Origin of the sequence: Saccharospirillum mangrovi, assembly GCF_003367315.1 — a bacterium.
Lineage (GTDB): Bacteria > Pseudomonadota > Gammaproteobacteria > Pseudomonadales > Natronospirillaceae > Saccharospirillum > Saccharospirillum mangrovi.
Genome location: NZ_CP031415.1, coordinates 231,985 through 244,748, shown reverse-complemented (window position 1 = coordinate 244,748; position 12,764 = coordinate 231,985). Strand labels below are relative to the sequence as shown.

Annotated in this window: 10 protein-coding genes; 5 read left to right on the top strand and 5 right to left on the bottom strand. The window is 60.5% G+C overall.

Annotated features, from left to right (window positions below; all coding sequences use genetic code 11):
• Positions 1-83: 83 nt before the first annotated feature.
• Both ushA and DW349_RS01180 read right to left on the bottom strand, forming a co-directional pair.
• Positions 84-1,649 carry a bifunctional UDP-sugar hydrolase/5'-nucleotidase UshA gene (gene ushA / locus DW349_RS01185; protein WP_108125853.1) on the bottom strand — a complete coding sequence of 522 codons (1,566 nt, stop codon included), beginning with the start codon at positions 1,647-1,649 and terminating at the stop codon, positions 84-86.
• Positions 1,650-1,890: 241 nt separating this feature from the next.
• A complete protein-coding gene (locus DW349_RS01180) occupies positions 1,891-2,184 on the bottom strand; it encodes a GIY-YIG nuclease family protein (RefSeq protein WP_232819329.1) in 294 nt (97 codons plus the stop codon).
• A gap of 155 nt (positions 2,185-2,339) precedes the next feature.
• Here DW349_RS01180 and DW349_RS01175 point away from each other — a divergent pair, with 155 nt between their 5' ends.
• Both DW349_RS01175 and DW349_RS01170 read left to right on the top strand, forming a co-directional pair.
• Positions 2,340-4,886, top strand: coding sequence for a bifunctional diguanylate cyclase/phosphodiesterase (locus DW349_RS01175; RefSeq protein ID WP_108125852.1), 2,547 nt, complete (start codon positions 2,340-2,342; stop codon positions 4,884-4,886).
• Positions 4,883-5,554: an NAD(P)H-binding protein gene (locus DW349_RS01170; protein WP_108125851.1), complete on the top strand. Its 672-nt coding sequence runs from the start codon at positions 4,883-4,885 to the stop codon at positions 5,552-5,554. The genes DW349_RS01175 and DW349_RS01170 overlap by 4 nt, the downstream gene beginning before the upstream one ends.
• On the opposite strand, the gene DW349_RS01165 is transcribed toward DW349_RS01170, so the two are convergent.
• On the bottom strand, positions 5,526-6,053 hold the full coding sequence (locus DW349_RS01165) for a hypothetical protein (RefSeq protein ID WP_108125850.1): 528 nt from the start codon (positions 6,051-6,053) through the stop codon (positions 5,526-5,528). The genes DW349_RS01170 and DW349_RS01165 overlap by 29 nt on opposite strands.
• Positions 6,054-6,099: 46 nt before the next feature.
• Positions 6,100-6,993 (bottom strand): LysR family transcriptional regulator, encoded by an 894-nt coding sequence (locus DW349_RS01160; RefSeq protein ID WP_108125849.1) that lies wholly within the window; start codon positions 6,991-6,993, stop codon positions 6,100-6,102.
• A 97-nt stretch (positions 6,994-7,090) separates the two neighbouring features.
• Here DW349_RS01160 and DW349_RS01155 point away from each other — a divergent pair, with 97 nt between their 5' ends.
• Positions 7,091-8,068, top strand: a complete 978-nt coding sequence (locus DW349_RS01155; protein WP_108125848.1) for an NAD-dependent epimerase/dehydratase family protein — start codon at positions 7,091-7,093, stop codon at positions 8,066-8,068.
• A 161-nt stretch (positions 8,069-8,229) separates the two neighbouring features.
• Positions 8,230-9,210 carry an NAD(P)H-binding protein gene (locus tag DW349_RS01150; protein WP_108125847.1) on the top strand — a complete coding sequence of 327 codons (981 nt, stop codon included), beginning with the start codon at positions 8,230-8,232 and terminating at the stop codon, positions 9,208-9,210.
• A 14-nt stretch (positions 9,211-9,224) separates the two neighbouring features.
• Here the strand turns inward: DW349_RS01150 and ilvB are convergent, their stop codons facing one another.
• A complete protein-coding gene (gene ilvB / locus DW349_RS01145; protein WP_108125846.1) occupies positions 9,225-10,892 on the bottom strand; it encodes a biosynthetic-type acetolactate synthase large subunit in 1,668 nt (555 codons plus the stop codon).
• A gap of 351 nt (positions 10,893-11,243) precedes the next feature.
• Between ilvB and DW349_RS01140 the strand changes: the two genes are divergently transcribed.
• On the top strand, positions 11,244-12,743 hold the full coding sequence (locus DW349_RS01140; RefSeq protein WP_108125845.1) for a YifB family Mg chelatase-like AAA ATPase: 1,500 nt from the start codon (positions 11,244-11,246) through the stop codon (positions 12,741-12,743).
• Positions 12,744-12,764 lie beyond the last annotated feature (21 nt).

Sequence of the window (12,764 nt, the reverse complement as noted above, 5' to 3'; positions counted from 1 at the left end):
GCAGCTCAGTGAAAGACCTCAGGAAAACGCCATAAAAAAAGGCCGCCGAAGCGACCTTTCTGGTTGGTTCAACCGATCTAAGATCAGTCGCGAACCACCATCATGCCGGGGGCAAAGTCGGCGATGTCGAGCGGGCTATGCTGCTCGATGTAATCGGCCAGCATGTCGGCATCGACAAAGCCGGAGTTCACGTAGTTCGGATGCTCGGTGATGTTCGGGTAGCCATCACCACCGGCGGCCATGAAGGAGTTAACCGACAGGCGGTAGGTTTTGCCCGGGTCGATCGGCGCGCCACCGACTGTCGCTTCCACTACAGAACCGGCCACGATCTTCAGTTCTACACCGTCGAACTGCGCGAATGCACCGCTGCCGGCTTGCATGGCGGCGGCGGCGTTCAGGTAGTTCATCAGTTCGGCGCCGGTGAAATCGACGTAACCGAGCATGTTGCCGAACGGCTGTACAGTCAGCACGTCTTTGTAGCTGATGTCGCCACCTTCCAGATCAGCACGGATGCCGCCAGAGTTCATGATGCCAACGTCGGCGTTGGTGCGGGCACGTTGCGCGCGGGCAATCAGTACACCCAGGTTGGTCGGTTCGTTACGCACCACGGCGCGGTCGCCGATGAAGTCGCCATTGGCGCTGCCGAGGACGATGTTCAGCGCTTCACCACCGGCTTCCTGATACGGCGTCAGCATCGCCAGCATCTCAGGATCTTCGGCGATTTCGGCGCGCATCAGCTGGTCGTTATCGTCCAGCAGGTTCACCGGAATCAGGTCGTAGGTGTAATCGACGATTTCACCGTTACGCAGCGTCAGGTCCAGACGGCCAACGTATTTGCCCCATTCGTAGGCTTGCAGAATCAGCGTGCCGTTTTGCACGTCCGGCTCGAACAGCGGGTTCTGGCTGTGACCGCCGACGATGACGTCGATACCGCTCACGCTGCGCGCCAAGGTGACGTCGCCCGGAGCGTTACCGCCGTAGTTGCCATTGGCGTAGTGGCCCATGTGGGTTACGGCGACCACCAGATCAGACTTGGCGTCCAGTTCCGGGATCAGATCGGCCGCGACATCGACTGGGGTCAGGAACGCCAGGTCGGTCATGTATTCGGGGTTGGCGATCTTAACGGTGTCTTCGGTGGTGAAACCGACCACGGCTACTTTGTAACCCTGGACGTTGAACATTTCATACGGCTTGAACAGTGTCTTGCCGCTGTCTTTGTAGACGATGTTGGCCGACAGGAACGGGAAACCGGCCCAGTCCGCTTGCTGCATCAGCACATCGCGCGGGTTATCGAATTCGTGGTTACCGACGGCCATGGCGTCGTATTCCAGCATCGCCATGCCGAGGAAATCGGGTTCGGCGTTTTGCAGATCGGATTCCGGCACACCGGTGTTGATGTCACCACCGGACAACAGCAGCACCGAGCCACCTTCGGCTTCCACTTCGGCGCGAATGCTGTCGATCAGGGTTTTGCGGGCAGCCATGCCGTACTCGCCATCGCCATTGCGCCAGAAGCGGCCGTGATGGTCGTTGGTGTGCAGGATGGTGAGGTGGTAATCGGTGTCCGGCTCATAGCTCGGACCCATCAGCGCACAGCCGCTCAGGGCAATGGCTACCAGACCCAGGGAAACGGGCAATAGGGGTTTCATTATATTTCTCTCCATGTTGTTGCCAGCAGTCGGGGGTTTCAGCGGTACCTGACTCTTCGGTCAGGTCGCAAACCACTGTAGCGGCTATGTCATCAAACCGAAACAAAAGGTGGGCTTTTGAATTCGAGGGCTAGCAGCAGCAAAAACCAAGCCGACCTTGAGCGCCACCCTTCGGCGTTGAAGCGCGCCCGGCCAGCCTAGAGACGCTGTATGACAGGGCCATGAATGAAAGATGACAACCTTAACGCACCGCTTCGGTGCGCTGGGTCAGCAAGGCGAGTTTCTGCCGTCGTGAGTGCGCCTTGATGGCGGCTTCGCGTTGACCGGCGGTGCTGCGGTCGGCGCAGGCTTCGGTGTACACCAGGGTCACCGGCCGGCGGGTGCGGGTATAACGTGCGCCGCCAACCAGTTCGCCGTTGTGCTCGCGCAGGCGACGCTCGGGGTTTGTGGTCACGCCGGTATAAAGGCTGTCGTCGGCGCAGCGCACCATGTAGACAAACCAGTCCGCAACCGAGCCAGACGTCGTTTCCGCCAAGCCTTTGTCTCCTTATTCGAAATCAACCAGCGTTCACTTTGACGGCCAATGCCAATCTAATACCATCGACTGTGAAGCCCCCGTCACAAGCGGTTTCCAACGGCACAAGCTTTAACATAGACTTACAAAATACTAACATACCCGACCCCCTGATTATGGCCGTACAGATTGCTTCATTCTCGTTCCGACCGAGCGTCGAGGACGGCCTTCATCAGCTGGGTGAATTCAACCGGCGCTTTCCCGACCATCCCAATCTGCTCGTCCTGATTTTCGCCAACGCTCCCGCCGATGCCCTGCAACCCATCCTGCCCTGGTTCGAAGCGCTGTGGCCGCAAGCCACGGTGGTCGGCGCTCAGTGTGGGCCGATTCTGAACAGCGGCCCGCTGATCGATGGCGAAGTGCTGGTGCAATGTCTGCGTTTTGAACGGACAACCTTGCGCAGCCAGGTACTGCCCTGGCAAGCCGATCTGGAAACGCTGGGCGAGCGTTTGTACCGGCCGCTGGTGACCCAGGATACGCGCCTGGCGCTGACCTTCTTCAACGATTCCGCCGCCGATTGCGACGCCCTGTTCGACTGGGTAAACGCCCACCATCCGGACATCACCATTGCCGGCGGCCGCATGACCGATCAGGTGAGCGGCTGGGTGTTTGCCAACGGCCTGGTGCAGCCGAACCACTGTCTGGTCGTCACCTTCGACAACCCCGAACTGAAACTTCAATCGCACGCTTTCAGCCAATGGCACCAGATTGGCCGCAGCTGGACCGTCACCCGCGCCCAAGGCACCAAGCTGTACGAACTCGACGGCCGGCCGGTGCAGGCGTTGTACGACACTTATTTGAACGACAGCCAGCCGCTGAACTCGGCCGACTACCGCCATTTCCCGCTGATGCACATCGACGGCAGCCACCAACGGCTGTGCATTCCGATCGACAACCTCAGCGGTGGCGGTTTCCAGTTATCGGAACCCTTGGCCGAAGGCGACCGGGTGCGTTTTGCCTACAGCCATCCGTCGATCAGTCGCGAATCGCTAAGCAAGGGCGCGTTGCAACTGAGCGATCAGCGCCCGGAACTGTTGTTGGCGTTCAACTGCCAAGCCCGCGCCACCAGCGACAGCGGCGGACCCGATCTGGAACTGACGCCGCTGCGCCAACTGGCCCCCTTGGGCGGCGCCTATTGTGCTGGCGAATTGCACCACGAAAACGGCAAGACGCAGTTGTTGCAGCACCATTTAACGGTGCTGGCGCTGGCCGAAGACCCGGCCGAACAACGCCCGTTACTGACCTATCAAAGCCACGCCTTAACGCCGCTGTTCCATCTGATTCAGGAATCGGTGAAGGATCTGGATCAGGTCAACCGCGACCTGGAAGCCGAGGTCAAACACAAGACCCGCGAGCTGTTCCGCAAATACGAAACCGACGCCATCACCGGCCTCGCCAACCGCGTCGGCCTGCTCAAATGCCTGCGCGATGCCGACCCCTGGCCCATCGTTCAGGTGTGCAGCCTGAAGGTGAACAACCTGCGGCAGATCAACAACCTGTACGGCTACGCCATTGGCGATCAGTTGCTCGGCGACTTAAGCCAGGCGATTCAAAACCATTTGCCGGAATTGCTGCCCACCACTGCGCTGGTGTTTCGCGGTTCGCCCAACGAATTTCTGATTGTCGCGCCGGCGGCCTGTTCCAATCAGGCATTTTTCCGTGGCATGGCGCAGTTGACCGAACGGCTGCAAGACCAGTCCGACGTATTCAGCGCCGAGCGCGTGCGCAATGTATTGCCGATTCTGTTAACCGCCGGCACCGCACACCGCGACGAATTGCCGCCGAATATGAAGCCCGGCCCGGAAGATTTGTTGATCAAGGCGTCGGAAGCGCGGCGTCACGCTTACCATCATCAATTGCCCATCGCCCGCGCGCTGGATATGCCCGGTAACGACCAGCACAAACGCGATGGTTTGATCTGGCTGGGCCGGGTACGCACGGCGCTGGCGAACGACGAAGTCGAGCCGTTTATCCAGCCATTGTTCAACGCCCAGGGCGATGTGCCGCACGTCGAAGCGCTGATCCGTATTCGTCAGGACGGCCGCATTTACGCACCGAAAGATTTCCTCGATCTGGTCAAGCCGACGCAGCTGTACCCGCGCCTGTCGATGCGCATGATCGACGAAACCTTCCGCCTGCTGAAAGACCTCAACGTCGGCTTTACCCTGAACTTCACCGCTCGCGACCTGGGCAACACCGAGTTGATCGAACGCCTGAAAACCTGGCTGCGTTCGGGCATCGCCGCCGAGCGGGTCACGCTGGAAATTGTCGAATCCGATGGCCTGCGCGATTTCCAACGCTTCGCCATCACCATCATGGAATTGCGCCGTCTGGGCTGCCAGTTGGCGATTGATGATTTCGGCAGCGCCTATTCCAACCTGGAGCGGGTGCTGCATTTGAAACCGGACTGGATCAAGCTCGACGGCAGTCTGATCCGCAATCTCGACGAAAGCGAAGTCAGTCGGATTCTGGTGCGCCGCGTGGTCCAGCTGTGCCAGGATTTGAACATCCGCACCGTCGCCGAACACGTGCATTCGAATGAGATTCTCGATGTCGTCAAAGTGATGGGCGTCGACTACTTTCAAGGCTTCCACCTCGCCGAACCCATGGCCGTGGCCGATTTCTGCGCCAACCGGCCGCAACGCCAGGAAATGTTTGCATGAGCGCAACCGTTCTGGTCGGCGCCACCGGCCTGATCGGTCAGGCCGTCGCCGCCAGGCTCAAACCAAATTCGTTTGACCCTTGCTGGTTACTGGTACGCCGCGACATCGCGCCGGGTTTGCCACATCAACAGATTCAGGTCGTCGATTTCAAACAACTGGAACAACAAACCCAAGGTCTGGATTTAACCGGCGGCACTTTAATTTGCACGCTCGGTACAACGTTGCGCACGGCTGGCTCGCCGGAGGCGTTTGTTGCGGTCGATCGCGACTTGGTCGCGCAGGTTGCGCATTGGGCGCGCGACCGTGGCGTGACGCATTGTCTGGCGGTGTCGAGCCTCGGCGCCAACGCCGACAGCCGCAATCTGTACCTGCGCACCAAAGGTCAGGCGGAACAGGAATTGATGGCGCTGAGTTTTCAGCGGCTGACGTTGATGCGGCCGTCGTTGTTGCTCGGTGAGCGAAAAGAATTCCGTTTGGGCGAACGCGCCGGTGAACTGATTGGCCGGGTTATCTGGCCGTTATTGGTCGGGCCATTGCGCCGCTACCGCCCGGTCGAAGCCGAACAGGTGGCGCGGGTTTTGGTGCATCAGGCCGCCAGTAACAGCGGCCCGGTGATCGACATCTGGGAGTCCGAGCGCATCAATCGCTGGCAACCGGACACAGACTGAAATCCTGCCACTGCCACAGCGCAGCCGCCTTGCTGCCCTGAAATCCCAACGTCAGACAATGCTCGCCCGCCTGAACCTGCCAGCGTTTCGAGGTGCGTTCCTGCATCGCCCAGGGCGGTTCCGGTAACGCCTGCAAGCGCGGCATCAGTGCCAACGCCAGGCCGGCCGGTTCATCCAATTGCGCGCTGGCGCGTGGCAACAAGGCGTCGGCCGCTGCGTCCGGATCGGGATGGCCGCTGCGCGTGAGATCGGCCCGCAATTGTTCTCCCAGCCACAACCGCTGTTGCTGCGCCAGGGTTTCGACCAACAGATAGGCCGGGTCCAGACTCGCTTCGCCCATCGCCACCTCGCCCAGATGCGTCAGCAATTGCTCCGGCGCCTCAACATGCCGGGCCTGATAACGCGCCACCAGCCACAGACTGAGCGCCAGCAACAACGCCGCCGCCAGGCCGATCAGCCAGTACTGTTGCGTACGGTTCAGGTTCAAAGTCTGGAGCATGGATGTTTCCCGGCAGGCATCGACGCGCCAGTGTACCAAGACGGTGTTAGTCGGCCACCCAATCCTGCAATGCCTCCGCCAGATGATCGAACAGCAAGCGCACCCGCCGCACCGAACGCAAGGATTCGTGCATAACCAGCCACATGGGCAGTTCGAATTCGACGCTGGATTTAAGCACCTGAACCAAATCCGGGTATTGAGCGGCAATGCGGCACTGCATGGCGCCGATGCCCAAGCCGGCTCGAATGGATTCCATCTGAGCGGCGTTGTTGTCGGTGCGCAGCCCAAAGTCACCGCGCTCCAGTTTGAAACCGTACTCGCGCATGGTCCGCACCGCCGTTTCATCGCGGTCAAACCCGACCAGGGCGTGCTGCGCCAATTCATCCTTGTGCGTCAGATCACCGTTGTGCTTCACGTAATCGCGATGCGCGAACAAGCCGATTTTGACCTGTCCCAGATGCCGCGCCACCAAAGCGTTCTGGCGCGGCTCAGTCATGCGGATGGCGATGTCCGCCTCGCGCAACAACAGGTTCGATACCCGGTCGGAGGTAACCAGTTCCAGAGCGATGGCCGGATAGCGCTGACGAAACGGCCGCAACACTTGCGGCAGAATTTCACAGCCAACCACTTCGCTGGCAGTGACTCGAATGGTGCCGCTGGGTTCGGCCGATTCACCCGATGCCTCGCGCAACAGCGCCTCGGCTGCAGCATCCATCGCTTCAGCGTGAGGAATCAGCGCCAGCGCTGCTTCGGTCGGCTCCAGGCCATTGCGGCCGCGCGCAAACAGCGCCCGGCCAAGCTGCTGCTCCAGCGCATCGATGTGCCGGCCGAGCGTGGGTTGCGTCAGGCGCAAGCGGCGCGCAGCCGCCGACAGACTGCCTTCCTGCACGACCACCAGAAAGGATCGGTAGTGGCTCCACTCGGCCGTCTTATCATTCATTTTTGTATGTATCCAATGCCATTTTCGTCAATTTCCATTCTTATTATTAGATAGCACAGTAAGCGCCGAGTCCACACAACCTCAACAGGAGATCATCATGAAGACGGTATTAATCCTCGGTGCGACCGGCAGTGTCGGCGCCAACATCACCCGCAACCTGGCCCGGCGTGGCTGGAACATTCGCGCTTTGCACCGCAACCCGCAGGCGGCCGCTGAACAGTTCAAGGATCTGCCGGATATCGACTGGCGGCGCGGCGATATGCACCAACCAGGCGATGCGACTGCGGCGGCCCAAGGCTGCGATGTAATCGTCAATGCGACCAACCCGCCGGGCTACCGCCACTGGCGCGAAATCGGTTTGCCGATGCATAAAGAGGCCATCGCTGCGGCCAAAGCCAATGGCGCCACTTTGGTGTTTCCGGCCAACGTTTATAACTACGCGCCGGACAGCGGTGAGAACATCGCCGAAACGGCAGCGCAGCAACCGGTCACAGAAAAGGGCCGGGTGCGGGTGGAAATGGAACAGATGCTTCGCGAGGCCGCCGACGAAGGTGTGCAAGTCATACTGGTGCGCGCTGGCGACTTCTTCGGGCCGGGCGCGGATTCCTCGGTGTTGAATCTCCTGATCAAGCCTGGCCGACGCATCACCAAAATGGCTTATTTCGGTCCGATGAATGTTAAGCACGCCTACGCCTACTTGCCCGATCTGGCGGAAACCTTTGCCCGCTTAATTGAGCGCCGCGAGCAACTGCCAAACTACGCCGATTTCCAATTCGCCGGCCAGGTAATCAGCGGCGCTGAACTGGCACAACAGGTGCGCAACGTCAGCGGCGAGCCGGCCATGAAAGCGGGCGGCTTCCCCTGGTGGCTGGTGCATCTGGTCGCCCCGTTTAACCTGACGTTCAAAGGCCTGTTGGAAATGCGTTATCTGTGGAACAAGCCGATCACCCTGAATAACGCCAAGCTGGTGGCTGAACTGGGCGAAGAGCCGCGCACGCCGATGCATCAGGCGCTGACCCAATCGCTCGATTCCTTGGGTTGCCTGCCCCGCCCGCAACAGGTTCAGGTGGATTGAACACAAACGACCCGATGCCGGCGTCTGTGGCGGCGCCATCGGGTTCATATCCAACCCGACCATTCACTTTCGTATAGAACCAATACGATTTTCGCCAATATCCATTCTTTAAATTAGATCGCACACTGGCACCCAACATTCACACTTTTCAGGAAATCCCTATGACCAACGTTCTGATTCTCGGTGCCACCGGCAGCGTCGGCCACGCCATCACCCGCGCTCTGGCGAAACGTCGCGACCTGTCGTTGCGCGCGCTGCATCGCCACCCGGAAACCGTTGCACAGCAATTTACCGACCTGCCCGCCATCGACTGGCGCCAGGGCGATTTGATGAACCTCGACGACGCCATCGGCGCGGCTGACGGCTGCGACGTCATCGTCCACGCGGTGAATCCGCCGGGTTACGCGCGCTGGCGCGAACTGGCATTGCCGATGCTGGAACGCACCATCGCTGCGGCCAAAACCAGCGGTGCGACGCTGGTGTTTCCCGGCAACGTTTACAACTTCACGCCCGACATCGGCCACAACGTCAGCGAAACCGCGCCTCAGCAACCGGCCACCGAGAAAGGCCGCGTCCGGGTGGAAATGGAAGCCATGTTGCGCCAGGCCGCCGCCCAGGGCGTGCGAGTCATTCTGGTCCGCGCCGGCGATTTTTATGGCCCCGACTCGGGCATGGCCGTGTTCAACTTCCTGGTCAAACGCGACCGGCCGGTGACCAAGATGCTGTACCCCGGCGCGCTCAACGTCGATCACGCCTGGGCGTACTTGCCCGACCTGGGTGAAACCTTCGCGCAGTTGATCGAGCGTCGTGCCGACTTGCCGGCCTACGCCGACTTCCATTTCGCCGGCCACACCATGACTGGAACACAACTGCTGGATACCATGCGTCAGGTCACTCAAAACGACCGCGTAAACGTCGGCGGTTTTCCCTGGTGGCTGTTCCGCCTGATAGCGCCGTTCAACCCGATGTTCAAAGGCATGCTGGAAATGCGCTACCTGTGGCACAAACCGCTGACTCTGGATAACGCCAAGCTGGTCGCAGTGCTCGGGCAGGAACCGCACACGCCACTGACGCAGGCGGTTGAGACCTCGCTGCGCACCTTGAACAGCCTGCCAAATACAGCAACGCACCAAACGGCCTGACGCCATTCGCCCGCTCACACCGGCTCCGCCACCAACATCTGATGGTTGGCGTGGCCCGGTGGCACCATCGGATAGACTCGCGCATCGCTGTCGATGGGGGCGTGTATCAGCTGCAAACCCGGAGTGTCTAACGCAGTGTGCAAACAAGACAGCGCATTGTCGGCGTCCGACAAATCCTGCGTTGACCAGCCAAAACCTTCGGCCAGCTGGCAGAAATCCGGGTTGCGCAACGTCGACGACACACGCTGGCCCCGATAGAACAAATCCTGTTGCTGCCGCACCAACCCCAGGCCGCCGTTGTTCATGACCACCACTTTGATGTTCAGTGGCAGATCGGCCGCCGTCGCCAGCTCTTGCAGGTTCAGCAAAATGCTGCCGTCGCCGCTGAAACACACCACCGTCCGCTCCGGTTCCGCCAAGGCAGCGCCGATGGCCGCAGGCAAACCAAAGCCCATGGTGCCGAGACCACCGGAGGTCAAAAACTGACGCGGTCGTAAGAAGGGGTACAACTGCGCCGTCCACATCTGGTGCTGGCCCACATCCGTGGTGACCAGGGCGTCTGGCCCCAGACGTTCGGCAACGGCTTTGATCAGTCCTTGCGGTGTGTTCAGCTGCGTCGGCCAGTTCGGTTCCGGGTGACGGGTTTTGATGTCGGCGATGGTCGCCTGCCAATGCGGATGTTCCAGCGGCGGCAAACGTTCCAACAGCTGCGCTAAGGTGGCGCGAGCATCACCGGCCAACGGCACATCGGCGCGCCGCAGTTTGTGAATTTCCCGGGCGTCGATGTCCAGATGAATGACTTCGGCATCCGGGCAGAACGCCTCCAGCTTGCCGGTGGCGCGATCGTCAAAACGGGCGCCGATGGTGATCAACAAATCGCATTGATGCAAGGCGTGATTGGTCGCAGCCGCGCCGTGCATACCAAGCATGCCCAACGACAACGAGTGGTGTTGCGGCATGACGCCCAACGCCATCAACGTCATCACCGTTGGCAAATCGCAGCGTTGCGCCAGTTCCATAGCGAGATCGCCAGCATCGGCGTGAATCACGCCGCCACCGAGATAGAGAATCGGCCGTTGCGCCGCGATGATTTTTTGCGCAGCGGTGTCGATGACGTTCGCGTTGGCACACAGCGGCGGCACCGCTCGACCCGGCTCCGGCCAGGCATCGACCTCAATACTCGCCAGTTGCACATCCTTGGGAATATCGATCAAAACCGGGCCCGGGCGGCCCGACATCGCCAACGCAAAGGCGTCGGGAATAACGCTGAGCAATGCCTTCACGCTACGCACCTGGATGCTTTGTTTGGTGACCGGCTGGCTCATGGCGCAGATGTCGACTTCCTGAAACGCGTCGGTACCGATCAACGGAATCGGCACCTGGCCGGTGATGCAGACAATGGGAATGGAATCCAGCTTGGCGTCGGCCAAGGCGGTTAACAGATTGGTCGCGCCCGGCCCGGATGTCGCCAGACACACCGCCGGTTGGCCGCTGGCGCGCGCCATGCCTTGGGCGATAAAACCCGCGCCCTGTTCGTGCCGGGCCAGAATGCTGTGAATGCGACTGCGCCCGAGCGCGTCGTAAAGCGGCAAGTTGGTGCCACCGGGCATGCCCGCCAGATGGCGAATGCCCTGGCGTTCCAATAAGGCAACCGTCAACTCGGCGCCCGTCATCGTCTCCATCGGATCGTCTCCTGATCGTAATCGTCCGGAGCAAACTGACAGGGCCTTAAACAAGAAAACCCCCGCCGGTTCGCACCGGTCGGGGGTTGTGAATGCTGGTGATTCTTCCCGCTACGGTGCGAAAGCGCGCACGATCACCACCACAACCACGATCGGTTGCAGAGCGATGTTTAGCAGGGAAGCAATGTTCTGGTACATGGGAAACCCACATTCGTTGACGGCCAGATATTAGGCGCCATTGCCGACAACCGTCAAGGCGGCCGCTGAATCAAAGCGCGCCACCGCGTCGCTTGCCGCTGGTATCTGGACGGGTTAGTTTGTCGGCTCACTCAAACACTGTCAGGGACGACAATGAGTTTAGCGGTGCTTTATAGCCGCGCGCGTTTAGGGATGGACGCGCCGCTGGTCACCATCGAAGTGCATCTCACCAATGGCCTGCCGGCCTTCACCATGGTCGGTTTGCCGGAAGCCGCGGTTAAGGAAGCGCGTGACCGGGTGCGTTCGGCCATCCTCAACAGCCAGTTCGATTTCCCCGACCGTCGCATCACCGTGAACATGGCGCCTGCCGACTTGCCAAAACAAGGCGCGCAATTCGATCTGGCGATTGCGCTCGGTATTTTGATCGCCAGCGGGCAATTGCCTGGCGACGGCATCGACGGTTACGAGTTCTATGGCGAACTGGCGTTGTCTGGCGAGTTGCGCTCCGGCCTTGCGTCACTGCCCGCAGCCATTGCCTGTACCGACGCCAAACGCGTGCTGATTACCAGCCCCGCAGGCGCGGCCGATGCCGCTTTGGCCAGCGGTTCCGACGTGCGCCACGCCAGCCATTTGCTGCAAGTGACCAGTCACTTTCGCGGCCACAAAACCCTGCCACAGGCCGAACATTCGCCACTTGGGCCGATACCGTTGGTGCCCGACCTGATCGACGTTAAAGGCCAGGAAGGCGCCAAACGCGCGTTGGAAATCGCTGCGGCCGGGCGTCATAACCTGCTGTTTTTTGGTCCGCCAGGAACCGGCAAAACTCTGTTGGCATCGCGACTGCCCGGCTTGTTGCCACCGCTGACAGAAACCGAAGCGCTGGAAGTCGCCAGCGTGCAATCGGTTTGTGGTTTGCCGCTGAATTGGGGTCAACGGCCGTTTCGCGCGCCGCACCATACTGCCTCGGGCGTGGCGTTGATCGGCGGTGGTTCGATTCCGCGACCGGGCGAAGTCACGCTGGCACATCGCGGCGTTTTATTCCTGGACGAGTTGGCGGAATTTCCACGCGCGGCGCTCGATGTGTTGCGCGAGCCGCTGGAAAGCGGCGAAGTCAACATCGCCCGGGCCGCACGCCAGACGACTTTTCCGGCGCGCTTTCAACTGGTCGCGGCAATGAACCCAACCCCCGGTGGTTACAGCCCGGACGATCCACGCTCGCAACGCTACACGCGCGAGCAAATGCAGCGCTATTTGTCGCGGTTATCTGGCCCGTTATTGGATCGCATCGACTTACACATTGAAGTGCCGGCGCTGCCTAAATCGGTGTTGAGTCAGGCCAAGCCGGGAGAAAGTACAGCAACCGTTCAGGCGCGGGTCGCACTCGCCTGGCAACGTCAGCTGGATCGCCAGGGCTGTGCCAACGCCGACCTCGCCGGCGCAACGCTGGAACAACATTGCCGTCTGCAACCGGCTGAACAATCGTTGCTGGAAACGGCGATGGAACGCCTGCGGCTCAGCGCTCGGGCTTATCATCGGATTTTGCGGGTGGCGCGCACGGTGGCCGATTTAAACGGCCAACACGAGATTGATAAAAGCGCGTTAATCGAAGCGTTGAATGGCAGGCAGTTGGAGAAGTTGTTGGGCGCGGTTTAACCGCGCCCGACAATACCAAGC